General features: G+C 62.7%; 14 protein-coding genes. 8 read left to right on the top strand and 6 right to left on the bottom strand.

All coding sequences use genetic code 11. The annotated features are described in order from the left end of the window. Window positions 1-30: 30 nt before the first annotated feature. Entirely contained in the window at window positions 31-984 is a 954-nt protein-coding gene (locus tag J4G43_RS35675) for a class I SAM-dependent methyltransferase (RefSeq protein ID WP_208087787.1), read from the bottom strand. Window positions 985-1,127: 143 nt separating this feature from the next. Between J4G43_RS35675 and J4G43_RS35670 the strand changes: the two genes are divergently transcribed. The 7 genes from J4G43_RS35670 (at window position 1,128) to J4G43_RS35640 (ending at window position 12,187) form a co-directional block, all read left to right on the top strand. After that, entirely contained in the window at window positions 1,128-2,720 is a 1,593-nt protein-coding gene (locus J4G43_RS35670) for a heparinase II/III family protein (protein ID WP_162136821.1), read from the top strand. 1 nt (window position 2,721) lies between these two features. Continuing rightward, window positions 2,722-3,996, top strand: coding sequence for a glycosyltransferase family 4 protein (locus J4G43_RS35665; protein WP_208070451.1), 1,275 nt, complete (start codon window positions 2,722-2,724; stop codon window positions 3,994-3,996). Window positions 3,997-4,226: 230 nt separating this feature from the next. Beyond that, entirely contained in the window at window positions 4,227-5,300 is a 1,074-nt protein-coding gene (wecB, locus tag J4G43_RS35660; RefSeq protein WP_038957520.1) for a non-hydrolyzing UDP-N-acetylglucosamine 2-epimerase, read from the top strand. Beyond that, entirely contained in the window at window positions 5,297-6,562 is a 1,266-nt protein-coding gene (gene wecC, locus J4G43_RS35655; protein WP_208087786.1) for a UDP-N-acetyl-D-mannosamine dehydrogenase, read from the top strand. The genes wecB and wecC overlap by 4 nt, the downstream gene beginning before the upstream one ends. Further along, window positions 6,559-8,685, top strand: a complete 2,127-nt coding sequence (locus J4G43_RS35650) for a bi-domain-containing oxidoreductase (RefSeq protein WP_038957522.1) — start codon at window positions 6,559-6,561, stop codon at window positions 8,683-8,685. The genes wecC and J4G43_RS35650 overlap by 4 nt, the downstream gene beginning before the upstream one ends. A gap of 357 nt (window positions 8,686-9,042) precedes the next feature. Further along, window positions 9,043-10,680 (top strand): carbamoyltransferase family protein, encoded by a 1,638-nt coding sequence (locus J4G43_RS35645; protein WP_208087785.1) that lies wholly within the window; start codon window positions 9,043-9,045, stop codon window positions 10,678-10,680. 139 nt (window positions 10,681-10,819) lie between these two features. Then, the gene (locus tag J4G43_RS35640) at window positions 10,820-12,187 is read left to right on the top strand and encodes a hypothetical protein (RefSeq protein WP_208070457.1); all 1,368 of its coding nucleotides are present in this window, start codon (window positions 10,820-10,822) and stop codon (window positions 12,185-12,187) included. A gap of 84 nt (window positions 12,188-12,271) precedes the next feature. On the opposite strand, the gene J4G43_RS35635 is transcribed toward J4G43_RS35640, so the two are convergent. The 3 genes from J4G43_RS35635 to J4G43_RS35625 all read right to left on the bottom strand — a co-directional run bounded on the left by J4G43_RS35635 (window position 12,272) and on the right by J4G43_RS35625 (window position 15,183). After that, window positions 12,272-12,778, bottom strand: coding sequence for a D-glycero-alpha-D-manno-heptose-1,7-bisphosphate 7-phosphatase (locus tag J4G43_RS35635; RefSeq protein WP_038957525.1), 507 nt, complete (start codon window positions 12,776-12,778; stop codon window positions 12,272-12,274). A gap of 99 nt (window positions 12,779-12,877) precedes the next feature. Next, window positions 12,878-13,498, bottom strand: coding sequence for a TVP38/TMEM64 family protein (locus J4G43_RS35630; protein WP_038957526.1), 621 nt, complete (start codon window positions 13,496-13,498; stop codon window positions 12,878-12,880). A 461-nt stretch (window positions 13,499-13,959) separates the two neighbouring features. After that, window positions 13,960-15,183 (bottom strand): phenylacetate--CoA ligase family protein, encoded by a 1,224-nt coding sequence (locus J4G43_RS35625; RefSeq protein WP_208087784.1) that lies wholly within the window; start codon window positions 15,181-15,183, stop codon window positions 13,960-13,962. 86 nt (window positions 15,184-15,269) lie between these two features. Between J4G43_RS35625 and J4G43_RS35620 the strand changes: the two genes are divergently transcribed. Continuing rightward, window positions 15,270-16,421, top strand: coding sequence for an AGE family epimerase/isomerase (locus tag J4G43_RS35620; RefSeq protein WP_208087783.1), 1,152 nt, complete (start codon window positions 15,270-15,272; stop codon window positions 16,419-16,421). Between the two features lie 3 nt (window positions 16,422-16,424). On the opposite strand, the gene J4G43_RS35615 is transcribed toward J4G43_RS35620, so the two are convergent. Together J4G43_RS35615 and J4G43_RS35610 are read right to left on the bottom strand one after the other, a co-directional pair. After that, window positions 16,425-17,264: an ABC transporter ATP-binding protein gene (locus J4G43_RS35615; protein ID WP_135214483.1), complete on the bottom strand. Its 840-nt coding sequence runs from the start codon at window positions 17,262-17,264 to the stop codon at window positions 16,425-16,427. A 125-nt stretch (window positions 17,265-17,389) separates the two neighbouring features. Beyond that, the gene (locus J4G43_RS35610) at window positions 17,390-18,673 is read right to left on the bottom strand and encodes an ABC transporter substrate-binding protein (protein WP_208070463.1); all 1,284 of its coding nucleotides are present in this window, start codon (window positions 18,671-18,673) and stop codon (window positions 17,390-17,392) included. Window positions 18,674-18,702: the final 29 nt, after the last annotated feature.

The following is an 18,702-nucleotide window of genomic DNA, read 5'->3' as shown; positions in this document are numbered from 1 at the left end:
CGAAGGCCACGAGCAAGATATTCCGGCAACCTATTCTGAGGGGCGGATCGCTTCGATCATGAGGTAGAGGCCGAGCTGGCGCGCCACAGCAAGCAGGAGCGCACGCGGCCAAAGGCGCCGGGCGATCGACAGAAGACGTCCGCGATGACGCTGGCCCGTTGCGCCGGAAAGTAAGTCACCCGGGCTCAGTTCGACTTCCATCTTGACCATCTGCAAGCCGCTGGCCTCGACGATCGCGGCCGCCTCCTTCGTCGAGTAGGCCTTGGTGCCGGGGCTTTCGAGGTGGTTCGCATAGATCGAGGCAAGGCTGGACGACAATCGTCCATAGCGAAGCCAGAGCATGAGACCGACGATCGACCACTTGTGGTAGATCATGATCCGCGCAGTGCCCCGGGGCTTCAGCACACGGGCAACCTCCTTGAACGCCTGCGTTGTATCGGCACTGTGGTGCAGAACGCCCCAGCTGTAGACGATATCGAACGTCGCATCCGGAAAAGGAAGCCGTTCCCCGTCGGCCACTCGGAGCTCGGACTCAAGGTGGGCGAGGGCGAGGCGTTCGCGCGTCAGGTCGACGGCGCGCGGGGTCAAGTCAATGCCGCAAAGGCGGGCGGGTCCGCTGCGCGCCCATCGTTCATGGTCAGCACCCATGCCAACGCCGATTTCGAGTACAGCCTGCTCGTGGCCCTCTTCGAAGCGGGCGAAGGGCTTGATGAAGGGCTCGAGCTCGTACCTCGTCTCGCGTTGGCTGGAGAAGCGATTTGAGGCGTCGATGCCGACGGCATAAGCGGCCTCGCCGCAGGCGGCCTCGTTCCAGAAATCGCGGACAACCCTGTTGTTCATGGGAGCACTCTCATCATGGCACAACTGTATCCCCCCCATGAGCCTGGCACAAGAATAGGCGCCGGCGATTGCCGATCTGCCGGAGTTCCGCAGCCTCTGCACCGGCAGGGCAAGGCTCCCTCGGCCTTCAAAATCTCCCGGCAAGCCAGCGCACCGTCTCGTGCAGGCCGAGCTATTGAACTCGGCACCGGAAATGGTATCAGCGCTTGGGCGAAACACAGCCGGAACATGGAATGTTTGGGAAACGATGGGGGGATCCCGCGCGCCTAATCCGAACGGTGCGCCACTTGCGTTCCGAACAGATCATCAATCGCGTCAAGCGCCGAATTCTTCCGCCCAGCATCGCGCATGGACCCGCACCTGGTTTGCGCACGCCGACGGCGAGATGGCGGAATGCTGCGGGCCGGCCGGCCACCATGGTGTCCCCCCGACGCTTCCGGATTCTTGGGCAGGTGGCGGAGCTGCCGGACGGTGCCGGCTGGAACAATCCGGCAATGCCGAAGCTGTGGCTGTACAACCTGCACTATTTCGACGATTTGCGCGCAGAGGCAAGCGAGGCCCGTGCGTCATGGCATCGCGACCTGATCGACGCCTGGATTGCCGAAAATCGTCCCATGACGGGAAACGGCTGGGAACCGTATACGATATCGCTGCGCATCGTGAACTGGGTCGCATGGGCGCTGGCGGGCAACGATCTGGGCTCCGCCGTGCGCGACAGCTTGGCAACGCAGACGCGCGCGCTGAACTCCTCGCTCGAGTATCATCTGCTGGGCAACCATCTGCTCGCGAACGCGAAAGCCCTTGTGTTCGCGGGTTGCTATTTCTCGGGGGGCGAAGCAGACCGATGGCGACGCACCGGCCTGGATCTGCTGCAACGGGAGTGGCGCGAACAGGTGCTGTCGGACGGCGGCCACTTTGAGCTCAGTCCGATGTATCACGCCATCCTGCTCGAGGATGTCCTGGATCTCATTCAGCTTTCGAGGATCTATCCGCACGAGCTTGCTGAAGCGGCGGCGCAATGGCCGGCTTTGGCCGAGCGTATGCTGGCCTGGCTGGGTGAAATGGTCCATCCGGACGGGGAAATCGCCTTCTTCAATGACGCGGCGTTAGGCATCGCGAGGACGTACAGGCAGCTTGCGGACTATGGGGCATCGCTGCACGTCTTGCGGAGCGAGGCGACCGGTCGGCTGGCTGACAGCGGGTACGTGCGGCTGCGCTCCGGTCCCTGGCTCGCGATCCTCGACACGGCCGAAGTCGGCCCCTCCTACCTGCCAGGGCATGCGCATGCAGACACGCTCTCGCTCGAAGTGTCGTTTGGCGATCGTCGGTTGATCACCAACTCCGGGACTTCGTCTTACGCCCACGATGCAATTCGAGATGAAGAGCGTTCGACCGGCGCCCACGCGACTGTCGAGATCGATGCAGAGAATTCAACCGAAGTGTGGGCCAGCTTTCGCGTCGGGCGGCGTGCGCATCCATTCGGCAGATCGGTATCCGTGACCGGCCACATCCAGTCGGCCTCCGCCAGTCACGATGGGTACCGCTGGCTCCCTGGCCGACCAGTCCACTGCCGCAGCGTCACGGTGTCGCCGACTTCGCTAGTTGTTCGGGACCGTGTTACGGGCGAGGGAAACCACACGATCATCGGTCGTTTTCCGCTGCACCCGCTGGTCGGTCATATTTGCCCGGACGGGCAAGGCTGGTCGATCGAGGTGCCAGGGGAGCCGCGGCTTCGTGTGTCAGCGAGGGGAGCGTCGCAATTCCTGCTGAACGACGGGTACTACGCGCCGAGTTTTGGGCACCGAATCTTGCGACCGGTCCTTGCCTGGAGCTATACCGGCGGGCTACCCATGGAAGTCGAAACCCGGTTCGAGCTCTGATTTGCGTATCCTCTTCGTCACCGATCACTATCCGCCTGAGGCGAGCGCGCCGTCTATCCGCTGCAGCACGCATGCGAAGCGTTGGATCGAGCGCGGCCATCAGGTCACCATGCTGACCAATTTTCCAAACCACCCGGATGGCAAGGTGTTCGGCGGCTATCGGCAATCGCTCTACAAACGTGAAATGTACGACAACGTAGACGTTTTACGCGTCCCGACGCTGGTGTTTCCCAATCGTGGCGCAATTTTGCGAATTCTCGACTACCTGAGCTTTGTGCTGACGGCGAGCCTTGCATCGCCTTTTGTTGCTCGACCGGACGTCGTTATTGCGACGTCGCCACACATATTTGCCGCTATCGCGGGATGGATTGCGAGCCGCGTTCACCGCAGGCCGTTCGTGTTCGAAGTGCGCGATCTCTGGCCAGACTCGATTGTCGCCGTTGGCGCCATGAAGGAAGGACGGGTGGTCAATCTTGTCCGGCGTGTGGAGCGCTTTCTCTACAGGCACTCGGATCTCATCGTTACGGTCACCCATACGACCCGCGACGTGCTGATGTCGCGGGGAATCGATGCCGACAAGATCGTCGTAGTCACCAATGGTGCAGACACATCCAAACTCGCCCCCGGATGCGCGCCATCGTCGTTGCGCGAGAGGTTTGGAACCGAGAACAAGGTAGTCGTTTCATACATCGGCACTGTCGGCATGGCGCATGGGCTACAGCTTATCCTCGACGCGGCAGACGAGTGCCTGACCCGCGTTCCCGAGGCGCAATTTATCATCGTCGGGTCCGGTGCGGAGCGCGAGGAGTTGCAACAACAGGCCCAACGTCGGGGACTGCGGAATGTGCTGTTTGTCGGTCCCGTGTCGCACGATGAGACCATCGACTACTGGCATTTGAGCGACTTCACGCTGGTATTGCTGAAGAACACCCCATTGTTCAGGACAGTGTTGCCATCGAAGGTTTTTGAGGCCCTGGCGACCGGCACGCCAATCATCGCGAACGTACGGGGCGAGCTGGAGCGTCTACTCGAGCCGCTGGATGCAGCGAAGATCATCGAGCCCGACAGCGTGGAGGAGTTGGTGCGCGCCATCGCGGAGCTCGCACGAGATCCGGCACGCCGGCGTTTGCTTGCGGCAAACGCCGCTACCGGGAGCAAGCGCTACGAGCGCACAGCGCTGGCCGATAGCATGCTGGAAGCTTTGCAACGCTTGTGCCCTGGGAAACACGAATCGGACCGGTCGGATCGCGATCTCGCTCAGGACAAGACGGGCTAGCTGCGCAGGCTGCCGCAATGCTTCTCCAACTATTTGGAATTTAACGCTTTTTTTGGGTGGTCGATTTCGGGCGATTCGCCCGGTTCCGGCCCCCTTTGAGTTTGTATATTTCCGCGTGACTGGTTACACAGCGCCGCCGGGGCTCCCCGGGGTGAGCGTTGAGGCGGACAGCAAACCCGAAGATGCGAAAAGTCATTGCAATATTTGGAACGCGTCCGGAGGCCATCAAGATGGCGCCGGTCGTGACCGAGCTGCGGCGCAGCCAAAGCCTCGATCTGCGGGTCTGTGTGACGGGTCAGCATCGGGGCATGCTGGATCAGGTGCTGGATCTCTTCGCGATCAAGCCCGACCACGACCTCAACCTGATGTCGCCCAACCAGGCGTTGGACCAACTTACCGCCAAGCTTCTCACCGGGATCGGGCAGGTGCTGGATCAGGAGAAGCCAAACCTGGTCCTGGTCCACGGCGATACCTCGACCACGCTCGCCGGTTCGCTGGCTGCGTTCTACCGCAGGCTGCCCGTGGGGCATGTGGAAGCAGGTCTGCGATCCGGCTCGCTGTCCGCGCCGTGGCCGGAAGAGATGAACCGCCGGGTCGCAACCCTTGCGACCCGGTTTCACTTCGCGCCAACCGAGCGGTCGCGGCAAAATCTCCTCGCGGAAGCGGTCGATCCTTTCCATATCCACCTGACCGGCAACACCGTCATCGATGCGCTGATGGAAACCGTGGAGCGGCTGAGGAGTGCGCCCTCTGCGGGCGCCGAACTGCGAGGCCGGTTCAGCTACCTCGATCCCGATCTTCCGCTGATCCTCGTGACAGGACATCGGCGGGAGAACTTCGGTGACGGGTTCGAAAATATCTGCAATGCGCTGCTCGACATTGTCACACAGCATAACGTGCAGATCGTCTATCCTGTCCACCCCAATCCCAACGTTCTGGCGCCCGTCCAGCGCGTGCTCGGTGCACAGAAGCGGATTAATTTGATCGACCCCCTGGACTACGAACCATTCGTCTATCTGATGGAGCGTTCGCGTCTCATCATCACCGACTCCGGCGGCGTGCAGGAAGAGGCGCCGTCGCTGGGCAAGCCGGTCCTGGTGATGCGCGAAACCACCGAGCGTCCCGAGGCTGTCGACGCTGGAACCGTGATTCTCGTGGGCACGTCCCGGGAGCGTATTGTCGAAGAGACAACCAGGTTGTTGACCGACCGCGTTCACTATGGGCGGATGGCGCAATCGATTAATCCTTACGGCGACGGCCTCGCCGCAAAGCGAATTCGCAAGGTGATCGAGGATCAACTGTGAGCGACGTAAAGCTAAAAGCCATTTGTGTGGTCGGGCTCGGCTATATAGGGCTCCCAACTGCGGTCGTACTCGCCTCGCGCGGTGTTTCGATCGTGGGTATCGATGTCAGCGAGGCGGTCGTCGCCCAGATCAACCGTGGCCAGGTTCACATCGTGGAGCCTGACCTCGATGCGGTGACCGCGCGCGCGGTTCAGGTCGGAAAGTTGCGCGCGGCGACGAAGCCTGCGCCGGCGGATGCCTTCATCATTGCCGTCCCCACGCCATTTCATGATGGGAAGGCGGACCTCAGCTATGTCGAGGCCGCGGCTGCATCCATCGCGCCGGTCCTGAAGCGCGGCGATCTCGTCGTGCTGGAATCGACCTCTCCGCCAGGGACGACGGAACGGATGGCCGCGCAGCTTGCGGCTCTGCGCCCCGATTTGCAGATGCCCACTTCGGATGTCGAGGATTGCGACGTTCACATTGCCTATTGCCCCGAGCGTGTGTTGCCCGGACGCGTGCTGGTCGAGCTGGTCGAGAACGATCGGGTGATCGGCGGCATCACGACCAAATGCTCGGCGCGCGCCGAGGAGCTCTATCGCATCTTCTGCACAGGCAGCCTGCTGAAGACCAACGTCCGCACGGCGGAGATGTGCAAGCTGACCGAAAACTCGTTCCGCGACGTCGGCATTGCCTTCGCAAACGAGCTATCGATCGTCTGCGACAAGCTGGGCATCAACGTCTGGGAGCTGATCCGGCTCGCCAACCATCATCCGCGCGTCAATATTCTGCAGCCGGGCCCAGGCGTCGGCGGCCATTGTATCGCGGTGGATCCCTGGTTCATCGTCGAGGCGGCTCCACAGGAATCCCGCCTGATCCGCACCGCGCGTGAAGTCAACGACGGCAAGCCGTCCTACGTTCTCGAGAAGATCAAGACCGCCATCGCCGGCGCGCGGTCGGCGGGCGCCTACCCGAAGGTGCTGACGCTCGGTCTCGCCTTCAAGCCCGACGTCGACGATTTCCGCGAAAGCCCGGCGCTCGAGATCGCCGAAGAGGTGGCTGAGTGGAACAGCTGCGAACTGCTGGTGTCAGAACCATTCGCCGAGCTGTTGCCGGGAAAGCTTGCCACGCACAAGAACGTGCGCATGGTGCATGACCTCGCCCAGGCTCTCGCCGAGGCGCATATCGTCGTCATGCTGGTCAATCATCGTGCCTACAACGAAATCGCGCCGGCCGAACTGAACGGCAAGGTGGTAATCGACACGCGCGGAGTATGGTCGTGAAGCAGCTTCTGGTCCGGTCGGGTAAGGTCTTCCTGCAGGACGTCCCGGCGCCCGTCGCCGGCCCGAAGAACGTGCTGGTCCGGGTGGAGCGTTCGTGCGTGAGCGTCGGCACCGAGATGGCCGGCGTCAAGATGTCAGGCCTCCCGCTGTATCGCCGCGCCCTCAAGCAGCCGCACCATGTCAAGCGCGTGCTTCAACTCATGCGCGATCAGGGCGTGGCGCGCGTCTACAAGCAGGTCAAGGGCAAGCTCGATGCGGGACTGCCGACCGGGTACTCGGCCGCCGGCACCGTCATCGCGGTCGGATCGGAGGTCGACGGAATCGCGGTCGGCGATCGCGTTGCCTGCGCCGGCGCGGGCGTTGCCAACCACGCCGAGGTCATCGACGTCCCGGTCAATCTGTGCGTTCCCGTCCCGCAGCAGGTCTCCTTCGACGCCGCCGCCACGGTGACTCTCGGGGCCATCGCGATGCAGGGCGTGCGTCGCGCGCAGCCGACGCTTGGCGAGACAGTCGTCGTGATCGGGCTCGGAATTCTCGGGCAGATCACGGCGCAGCTCCTGACCGCCAATGGATGCCGCGTCATCGGCACCGACGTGGACAACAAGCGCATTGCGACCGCGCTGGAAAATGGCCTCGATCACGGCATCAATCCGAACGACGGCAATCTGGTCGATAGCATTATCAAGCTGACCGATGGCTTCGGCGCCGACGTCGCGATCATCACGGCTGCCTCTGCCTCCAGCGATATTCTCGCTCAGGCTTTTCAGTCCTGCCGCAAGAAGGCGCGCGTGGTGATTGTCGGCGACGTCGGCCTGAACATGGCGCGATCGGACATCTACACCAAGGAGCTCGATGTCCTGATCTCCTGCTCCTACGGACCCGGACGCTACGATCCCGTCTATGAGGAGGAGGGCGGAGACTACCCGCTCGCCTATGTCCGCTGGACCGAGAACCGCAACATGGGCGAATATCTCCGGCTGCTCGCGGCTGGGCGCGTTCGGCTCGACAACATGTTGCAGGAGCCCTATCCGATCGACCGTGCCGAAGAGGCGTATGGCCGGCTGGCGGGCGAGGGTGAGAAGCCGCTGCTGGTTCTGCTGCAGTATCCGCACCGCGAAGAGGCCGTGCGGTCCGTGCTGCAGATTGCCCCTCCGAAGCCCGTCGATGGCCGCATCAAGATCGCGGTCGTCGGGGCCGGCAGCTTTGCGCAGGGCATGCACCTGCCGAACCTGAAGAAGCTTGGCGACAAGTTCGACCTTCGCAGTGTCGTGAGCCGCACCGGCCTGTCTGCGCGCACGGCCGCCGAGCGCTTTGGTTTCAGCACCGCGAGCACCGATTTTCAGGCTGTTCTCGATGACCCGCAGGTCGATCTCGTCCTCATCGCAACACGGCACGACCTGCACTCCGAAATGACCTTGGCAGCGCTGAAGGCCGGCAAGCATGTCTTCGTCGAGAAACCGACGTCGATGACCGAAGAGGGCTTGGACGCGATCGAGGCGTTCTACGCGGACAACCCGAATGGACCGCTCCTGATGACGGGATTCAACCGGCGGTTCGCGCCGGCTGTCACCGCGGCCCGCGAAGCGATCAAGGGGCGCCTGTCGCCGATGATTGTGAACTACCGCATGAATGCCGGCTACATTCCCTCCGATCATTGGGTGCATGGCCCGCATGGGGGAGGCCGCAACATCGGCGAAGCCTGCCACATCTACGATCTCTTCAATGCGCTCACCGGCAGCCAGCCCGTCGAGGTTCAGGCCCGGTCGATTGTACCGGCCAGCGGCCATTGGCGCCGCGACGACAATTTCGTCGCCACGGTGCGTTACGCCGATGGCTCGCTATGCACGCTGACCTATACCTCGCTGGGCTCGAAGGAGTTCCCCAAGGAGCGCTTCGATATCTTTGTGGACGGAAAAGTTCTCGTGCTCGACGACTACAAGCGATTGGAGGTCACCGGCGCAAAGGGGGGCTGGAAGGGTCTGACCATTGAAAAGGGACAGCTCGAGGAGTTGGTGGCGCTCGCCGAAGCCTTCAAACCGGGCGGCGAATGGCCGATCTCGCTCGCCGATCAGCTGTCGGCGACGCGGGTCAGTTTCGGGGTCGAGAAACAGCTCGCTGAGTGAGGCAGTGCGCTCCGTTGCAGTGCTCGGGACATAGTCGAACGATCGATGTATGCCCCGCGCTCTCCAATTTGGGAGTTTCGAAGACGCAGCCCGATCCTCTAACCCTCGATACGCGCCAAAAGACGGCGGATTTGCGCCCTTGCAGGCTCGAAGCCTCGTTGGTAACTATGCAACCGGCCAGGCCGTTTTCGTCCCATCTACACGTGCGTGTCCACTCGGTCGCAAGCGGTTCTCACCTCGGTCTGTAAGGCGAGCACGTCGCGGTAGAACTCGACCATACCATCCGCAGGATCTGAGTTTCTTGTCGGTCTTCTTTGTAGGGGGACTTCTTGAGAAGCGTTTTCGAGGTGTAAACGAATGTACGTGATCGGAATCAGCTCGGGGATCAAGCATGGTCACCATGATGGCGCTGCCGTGTTGTTGCGCGACGGTGAGCTGATTGCTGCCGCGGAAGAGGAAAGGTTCACACTGGCCAAGCACGCGCGCGGCGAGCTGCCGCGTGGGGCGATCGGCTTCTGCCTGAAGCAGGCCGGCATCACCATGCGCGACGTCGACTGGATCTGCTCGCCGCTGAAGACCTACACGAACTACACGCAGCGCCTCACCGAATATTTCAGGTACCAGTTCGGTCACAGCCCGAAGATCGAGCTCTACGACCATCACCTCTGTCACGCCGCGAGCTCGTTCTACGGATCCGGTTTTTCCGAGGCGACCGTCGCCTGCTTCGATTTCTCCGGCGATTCCAGCTCCGGTCTCGTCGCCCATGCCCGCGGTAACGACTTCCGCGTGCTGACGCGGTTCGGCCGCAACAACAGTCTAGGGCTCTATTACGGGATGCTGACCCAGTATCTCGGCTATCAGATGACCAATGACGAGTACAAGGTCATGGGCCTGTCGTCCTATGGCAGCCCCGACTATCTCGACAAGTTTGCGAAATTATTACGCCCGGCCGGCATCAATTACGAGCTCGATCCCGAGCTCGACAAGCGCCGGCGCGACGCAGAAATCTTTAGCAGCGATTTCTCGACGCGGCAGGAGCGCATCTTCACCGAGAAGATGGAGGAGATTCTGGGGCCGCGGCGCCTGCGTGGTGCGCCGCTCGACCAGCGGTTCACCAACATCGCAGCCAGCGGCCAGAAGCAGCTCGAGATCGTCACCACCGAGGTGATCCGCTCCGCGATCGCCGAGACCGGTTGCGGCGACGTCTGCATCGCCGGCGGCGTCGGCCTGAACTGCAAGATGAACATGGAGATCGCGGCCGAGCCGTCCGTGAAGCGTCTCTACGTTCCGCCGGTGCCGCATGATGCGGGCGTGGCGCTGGGCGCCGCGATGATGAAATGCGCGGAAGCTGGCCACACGATCGCACCGCTAACCCATGCCTATTGGGGACCGGAATATTCCAACGACACGATCAAGGAGACGCTGGACAAGATCGGGGCGCGGTTTGAGCTGCTCGACGATCCCGTGTCGCGCTGCGTCGCCGACCTGACGGAGCAGAAGACTGTCGGCTGGTTCCAGGGGCGCATGGAGTACGGTCCGCGCGCGCTCGGCAACCGCTCGATCCTGGCCGATCCGCGCCATACGGGCATGAAGGACCGCATCAACCTCACCATCAAATATCGCGAGGAGTTTCGCCCGTTCTGCCCGTCGGTGCTTTACGAGCGCCAGGCCGAATATTTCGAGGACACATTCGACGCGCCCTTCATGGTGGTGACGTTCCCGGTTAACGAGAAAGTCGCCGAGACCATGCCTGCGGTGGTCCATGTCGACAACACCGCGCGCATCCAGAGCGTCCATGCGGACAGCAATCCGCTCTACAGCCGACTGATCGGCGAGTTCGCGAAAGCCACTTCGTTACCGGTTCTGATCAACACCAGCCTGAACATCAACGAGCAGCCGACCGTGAATGCGCCGCTGGAAGCGCTGCACACCTATTTCTGCTCGGGTCTGGACGTGCTGTATCTCGGGCCCTACCGACTATCGAAGCCGCGCTAAGCAAGTGGATCGGCCCGGGGGAGCTCAACGGAACGATGATGCAGTTCGTCCGTTGTGGTCGGGGCTTCTCGCGAACCCGCCCGAATTGATGAAGGATCTGACGCCGTTTGTCCGACGAATGTAGTGCTAGAGCGATTTCATGAACTTCAGGAAGATGCGACGGGGCAATCTGGCCGTCGGTGTGGCGGTCTCCGCCTACATCGCGACCTCGGGTGCCGCGGCGCTAATTCCGTTTCCTGTTGGACAAGAACAGCTCGGCCGATTGTTCTTTCCTCAGGAAGTTCCTTACGCGTGGATGACCACGCTCGGATCTCCAACTTACTGGCTTTTGTTTCTACTGACGCTCGTCGTTCTGCCGATTGCTGCGATCGCTACCGAGAAGGTCTTTGCGTCAGCAAGCCTCTCATTTTCCGACGAGGTGCCCCTGTGGATTCCGCTGGTGTTGGCGGGCGCCATGATCGCTTTCTGCGTTTACAAGCTTGCGCAGGCGGGCGGCCTGTCCGCGAGCGAGGCGTGGGATCAGAGCCTGTGCTACGAGGAGAAGATCCTGAGGCGGGTCGAATTGTTCAGTCTGCTTGGTAACAAGTACTATTCGTTCGTCTATTCAAGTCTGCCCATCATCGGTTGCTATCTGCTGGCGCGGGGGTTGCTCAAGCGTGAAAAGATCAGCCTCGGGGCCTGCGCGGCGCTGAGCGTGATCGTTCTTTGGCTTGATGTCGCAACTGTTCAGAAAGCACCGGCGCTTCTCTATGTGCTAGTGCTCGGATTGACGTTGGCGCTCTCTGGATTCGGCCTCGTGCGCAGCGCGGTCGTGACGATCGCGGCAGGAGGAACGATCTACCTGGCCCTGGCTCTGAGCCAATTTTGCGAAGTTAAGAGCACCGGCCCGACGCTTGCGAGTCCCCCGGGACGGTCGCTCGCGGTTCCGCTGCCCGGTTCGGACTCATCGTCCCCGCTTGGCTCGCCATCAACCGCCGATGGAGAGCCGTCGGAGAGCGGACTCAGTGGAGTGTTGAAGAAGGCAATTTGGATCGTGCGAACGGGCGTATTCAGGATGGCGGTTGGAATTCCATACTATGTGCAGATATTTTCGGATCCCGATCAACGTTGCGGCATAGTGCGGCCGACCTTCAGCGGACTTCTTGCTCCGCAGCCTTGCTATCCGGCCACGAAAGTGTTCGCAGTGATTTATCCCGCCATCACATACACGACGGGTTCGCAACCGGCCGGTGTGGGCCTGTCAGGCTATGCTGAGGGGGGACTCTTTTACGCTGTCTTGGCGACCGTGATCGCCGGTTCACTAATTGGTTTAATTTCAGTCCTTGCGAGGGGCAACGATCCCGTGAACATTGCCACGCAGGTGGCAGGCTGCCTCTACGCGTATTACGTGACTCAGGTACCTCTAACGGCGACGCTGCTGGATAGCTACGGCCTCGTTTGGTTGATAGCTCCGCTTGCCGCAATGCGTGCGCTGACATGGATGATCAGCATCACTCTCCGAAAATGACGCGCCTTGCGTCGCAAGCTGCTTGATGTCGGTCACCTCGATCAGCTTTGTCGGCGTGCTAGACTTGGGTTGAATCGCTCACGCTCAGCGCAAGGAGAGCGCTTGCCGCACGAACGCTTCGAGGTTTCCATCCTGAAACAATAGGCCCCGAATGCCCGCAGCTTCGGCCGCCTCCATGTCGCTTGGCTTGTCGCCGATCAGGATGCTTCTTTCGGCCGCCACCGGAAAGCGCTTGAGGAGATCGGTGATCATGCCGGGCGCGGGCTTGCGACGGTCGCTTACGCGTCGATAGCGCTCGATGGCGGCTTCGGGATGGTCGGGACAGTATTCAAATGCGTCGATGTGCGCGCCGATCACCGCCAGCTCCTTCGCGATCCAGCGATGGAGAGTCTGGACGTCGCTCTCCTCGAAGAACCCGCGCGCCACACCCGACTGGTTGGTGACGACAAAGGCAAAATAGCCCGCCTCGTTGACGAGCTTAACCGCTTCACGGGCGCCGTCTTTCCACTCGAACTTGGTCGCCTCGAAGACGTAGCCGTGATCGTGATTGAGTACGCCATCGCGGTCGAAAAAGACCGCCGGGCGCGCCATTGTCGCTGTCATCCGCCGCCCCTGAAAAGTTGTGATCTCTCCTCACAGCCCTTCAAGTGGTTTGTCAAGGACTCGAAGCAGAGTTGCGCCCTCTCGATGCTAGCGGATGGAATGACAGCCCTTGTTGGGGCCGTCCGATCGACCGCGCAATCTCAGCAGTTTTTGGACGCGCCACGAAATAAGGGCGATGATCGCAACTGTCACCAAGATTGGCACAACTGTGAGTTCGACGGGCTTGTCCTCGAGTAAGGACGCTCGGCCGGTGGCGCCGAGGAAGGTGAACAGGAAGACCTGCGGGGCACTGAATACCAGGGTGGCCAAGATGAACGACATCGGATGGATTCTTGTAAGCCCGAAAAGATAGTTTTGTAACGCGCTCGGCACCGGAGCACCCAGTCGCATGAGAGCGACGATGCGCCATCCTTCCTTGTCGACAGCTTCGGCTATCGCCTCCAATTTAGATCGTTGTTCGAGCTTTCGTCGAAACCACCCGGACGCGATATAGCGGGCTAACAGAAACGCCAGCGTTCCTCCCGCTGTGCCGGCCACCAGAATGATCGGGGCCGCCCCAATTCCAAATGATGCGCCGGCCGCAACGATAAGGATCGTCCTAGGAAAGACTATCAGCGCCGCCAACCCGAAGAACAGCGCGAGAACAGCACCCGATGTGACGGAAAGGTGCCCCAACCCCTGAAATGCCTCGATGATGTAATCTGTCATGGGAGTTTGCTTTGCGCCATATGTGAAGTCTAATCAACCCGCCCAAAACCCATGGGCGGGTGCATCCGGACCTTGGATTGATTGACCCGAATCGTGTTGAATTATCGTGGGTAAGGAATTTTTCCGTGCCTCGCGCGTGCGTCGCGCAGCAATTTGTTCGATTGGGATGGCGGGCGGTGTGGGGCTCGTGCTACTCGCCATTTTCGGCCTTTTCGACGACGCACTTGAGAGGCGAATGTACAGGGGTTGCCTAACGGGTCATCCGGACAGGCCGTTCCTCTGCCTGACCGAGGAGCGCGCCTTACGGCTCCGATTTTACATGCCTTAATATCCCCGCCGCCAACAACGACCGACGCACGTCCGTGCCACCAAAGAGCGCGAGAATCTCGGCCGTCGCGCCTGCCTATTTGAACCGGTCTCGCGCAGAATTCCCTGTTACCAGGGAATTGGAATTTGAGCGCTTACCGCTCGTCCGCGATCACCTTGCCGTCGTTCGGCAGCGCGCCCGGGCTGACCAATTCGACATTGCCGCCGAGTTTCGTTACCGCTCGCAAGGTGCCTGCAATTTCCTCGCGCAAGGCGTCGCTCGCGGCCGCAGTTTCCGCTCGCAGCGTCATCGCATCGGCCTCGCCCTTGCGCACGACGACGAGGCGCAGGCGGCCGAGCGCGGCATGGCGCTTGCCGATCTCGGCGACCTGCTCGGGGCGGACGAACATGCCTTTGACCTTGGTGGTCTGGTCGGCGCGGCCCATCCAGCCCTTGATGCGCATGTTGGTGCGGCCGCATTTGCTCGGGCCCGGCAGCGCTGCCGTGAGGTCGCCGAGCGCGAGACGGATCCAGGGATGGTTCGGATCGAGCGAGGTCACCACGATCTCGCCGACGTCGCCCGGCGCGACGGGATCGCCGGTGCCGGGTTTGACGATCTCCATGATCAGATCCTCGTTCACGACCATGCCCTCACGCGCCTCGGTCTCGAAGGCAATGAGGCCGAGGTCGGCGGTGCCGTAGGCCTGGTAGGCGTCGATGCTGCGTGCCTTGATTTCGGCTTGGAGCGAGGGCGGGAAGGCCGCACCCGAGACCAGCGCGCGCTTGATCGATGAGACGTCGCGCCCCGAGCCTGCTGTGGCATCGAGCAGAATCTTCAGAAAGTCCGGCGTGCCGCTGTAGCCGACCGGACGGTAGGCCTCGATCAGCTCGAATTGCTGCTCGGTATTGCCGGGGCCGGCCGGGATCACCGCGCAGCCGAGCGCGCGGGCCGAGGCATCGAAGATGAAGCCGCCGGGGGTGAGGTGGTAGCTGAAGGTGTTGAGCACGATGTCATTGGGACGGAACCCTGCCGCGAACAGCGCCCGCGCACCGCGCCAGGGATCGGCCTGCCGCCCTTCAGGCTCGAAGATCGGACCGGGAGAGGTGAAGAGGCGGGCGAACGATCCCGGGGCTGCCGGCACGAAGCCGCCGAAGGGCGCTGAGGCCTTGTGCAGGGCCGGCAGCTCCGACTTGCGCAGCACCGGCAGGCCCGCCAGCGCCGCCCTGGAGGTCACGGCGGCCGGATCTATGCCCTTCAGCCGCTCGGCGTAGGCGGGTGCGGCCATTGCGCCGCGCAGCACGTCCGGCAGGCGGGAGAACAGCTCCGCCTCGCGCACGGCTGGTTCGCGCGTCTCGCGGGCGTCGTAATGGGCGGTCATGGCTGGTCTTTCCGGGTTGGCATCCGTTGCACGCCGCCGCCGGCATGGGTATCAGACGGCCAGTATCGAGGCGTGGAGAGGACGCGATGGCGGACGAAGGCATCATTGTGGCGGACGAGGCGGCGGACGTCGTCGCGCGCCTGAAGCGCCGCATGATCGACGAGGCGCTGCCGCTGTGGTCGTCCGTCGGCTGGGACGATGCGGCAGGCGGTTTCGTCGACCGGCTGCACCGTGACGGCACGGCCGACACGGCCGCACCGCGGCGCGTGCTCGTGCAGGCGCGCCAGATCTATTGTTACGCCAAGGCGGCGCAGATGGGCTGGTACCCTGGGGGGCGCGCCATCGCGCTGAAGGGGCTGGAGCATCTGCTCAGCAAAGCGAAGGCGCCCGACGGCCGGCCTGGCTACGTGCACCGGCTGACGCCGGACGGCGCCGTGCTGGACGGCCGACGCGATGCTTACGACCACGCCTTCATCCTGTTTGCGCTCGCGGCCGCCTACGGGCTCGACCAGGATGCGCAAATTCGCGCCGAGATCGATGCGCTGCTCGCCTTCCTCGACGGCCATCTGCGCTCGCCGCATGGCGGCGTGCATGAAGGCCTGCCGGTCTCGCTGCCGCGCCGGCAAAACCCGCACATGCATCTGTTCGAGGCGATGATCGCGTGCTTCGATGCGACCCACGATCTGTCGTTCCAGAACCGCGCCGGCGAGTTCTTCGCGCTGTTCCTCGCCAATCTCTACGACAAGCAGAAGCGGATCCTGACGGAGTATTTCGAGGAGGACTGGTCCAAGATCGAGCCCGTCAGCGTCGAGCCTGGCCATCAGGCCGAGTGGGTCTGGCTGCTGAAAGGGTTTGAACGCATCACGGGTTGCCCGACCGGACAGCGTCGCGCCGAACTGCTCGCCACCGCGCTGCGCTATCGCGACGAGGCCACGGGGTGCCTGGTCGACGAGGGCGATGCCAACGGCAACATCCGTCGCAGCACGCGCCGGCTGTGGCCGCAGACAGAGATGGCCAAGGCGTGGATCGCGCAGGCCGAGTCCGGCGAGGCGGGCGCTGCGGACGAGGCGCGCGCGGCGCTGGTGCGGCTCGAACGGCATTATCTCAGCCATCCCGTGAAGGGCGGCTGGTACGACCAGTTCGATCGCGACGGCAAATCGCTGGTCGACACCATTCCTGCGTCGTCGTTCTATCATGTTCTCTGCGCAGTCACGGAAGCGGAGCAGGTGCTGAGCTGAGTTTCACAGCCACCGTTTGCGCCGCTTGAAGCTCTTGAGGTTCTTGAAGCTCTTGCGCTGATCGCCGGCGCCGCCGAGGTAGAACTCCTTGACGTCCTCGTTGTCGCGCAGTTCGTCCGCGGTGCCGTCGAGCACGACCTTGCCCTGTTCCATGATGTAGCCGTGGCTCGCAACCGACAGCGCGGCGCGGGCGTTCTGCTCGACCAGCAGGATGGTGACGCCGAGGTCGCGGTTGATCTTCTGGATAATCGAGAACACCTCTTTCACCAGCAGCGGCGACAGGCCCATCGAGGGCTCGTCCATCAAGATCATCTTCGGGCGCGCCATCAGAGCGCGGCCGATCGCAAGCATCTGCTGCTCGCCGCCTGAGAGATAACCGGCAAGGCCGGTGCGCTCCTTCAGGCGCGGGAAATAGTTGAAGACCATGTCGAGATCGGCATCGACCTCGCGATCCCTGCGGGTGAAGGCGCCGAGCTTGAGGTTTTCGAGCGACGTCATGTCGGCGACGATGCGCCGGCCCTCCATCACCTGGAAGATGCCGCGACGCACGATCTTGTCGGGATCGATGCCGGCGATAGCGGAGCCCTCGAACAGGATCTCGCCGCGAGTGACCTCGCCGTCCTCGGTCTTGAGCAGCCCCGAGATCGCCTTCAGCGTCGTCGACTTGCCGGCGCCGTTAGCGCCCAACAACGCCACGATCGCGCCCTTGGGCACGTCGAGGCTGAGGCCTCGCAGCACGAGGATGACGTCGTCGTAGACGACCTCGATGTTGCGGACGGCGAGGAGGGGCGGTGCGGGCACGACGGTCGGGGAGGACCGTGTTGCGTCGATGATTTCGGTCATTGGGTATGCCGCCAATCTGCTACTGTCGTCATGCTCGGGCTTGTCCCGGGCATCCACGTTCTTCATGCCGAGTGGTCAGACGTGGATGGCCGGGACAAGCCCGGCCATGACGTCGGAGATAGCGCTCACCACCCCAGCAATTCCGGCTTGCGCGGCAGCTCGACGGTCTTGACCTTCTCGAGCTTGATCGTGCCCTTGGCCATGAGATCATTGAGGTCGCCGTCGGTCGCACCCGCGATCTTGGTGCGATAGAGGTCTACCTTCAGCGTGCCGCGGTGGTCCTTGTCGGTCCAGGTCGAGGCATTGCAGACGCCGTCCATTCCGGCCGGCACCCAGTCCTTCTTCTGGTAGAAGCCCTTGGCGACGTTCTCGCCGGTCGCCCCGCCGTTCTTGGCAGCCCAGTCGAGCGCCTCCCTCATGTAGAGCGCCGAGCAGACCGCCGCGATGTAATGCACGGGCCGGTAGACCTTGCCGGTGGGGTCGGACATCTTGGAGATCTCCATCACCGTCTTCATGCCGGGCGCATCGCCGCCCCAGCTCACTGCGGTGCGCAGCGGGAAGATCACGCCGTTGGCGGCATCGCCGGCGGTCTTGGCGGCGTTCTCGTCCATGCCCCAGACATTGCCGAGGAACTGAATCTCGACGCCGGCGGTCTTGCAAGCCTTCAGGACGGAGATGTTGGAAGCCGCGGTGTTGCCGAGATAGGCGTAGTTGGCACCCGAGGATTTCAGGCTCAAGCACTGCGCGCTGTAGTCACCCGGTGTGAGCGCGAACACCAGCGGCGGCAGCACCTCGAAGCCGAGCTCCTGCGCCATGGCTTCGCCTGCGGCCTTCGGCGCGTTCGGATAGGGGTGGTTGGCGCCCATGTGCACGAACTTCGGCTTGCCGGGCTTGCCCTTGGCCTTCCAGTCCTCGGCCGCCCACATCAGCATCGCGCGCAGCGAGTCCGAATAGCTCGGGCCGTAGAAGAAATTATAAGGCGCAGGCTTGGCCTTGCCGCTGACGCCCTCGGGATCGGTGAGGGCTGCGGCATAGGAGCCGGAGAGGTCGGGGATCTTGTCCTGGGCGAGGAAGCCGGTCAGCGCTTCGGTGTCTGCGGTGCCCCAGCCCATGATCGCGGCGACCTTCGAGTCCGGCGCCGACCATTTCTTGTAGAGCGCGATCGCGCGCGGCACCTGGTAGCCGTAATCGTTGGTATCGACGCTGAGCTGCTTGCCGCCGACGCCGCCGTTCTTGTTGACCCAGGCGAAGGTGTCGGCGACGGCCTGGCCGTAGGGCGTGCCGACGTCGGAGGTGCCGCCGGAATAATCGGCGAGATGGCCGATCGCGATCTGCGCCTGCGCGCCGGCCGAGAATGCGGCGATCGCCAGCGCGAGCGATGCAGTGCTCAAAAGGGATTTTGTCTTCATTGGTTGCCTCCTCCTGTTTATTAGTTGGT

The organism is Bradyrhizobium barranii subsp. barranii (genome assembly GCF_017565645.3).
Classification (GTDB): Bacteria; Pseudomonadota; Alphaproteobacteria; order Rhizobiales; family Xanthobacteraceae; genus Bradyrhizobium; species Bradyrhizobium barranii.
Note: the sequence above shows the minus strand (reverse complement) of the source record. Positions and strands in the feature narration are given on the sequence as shown.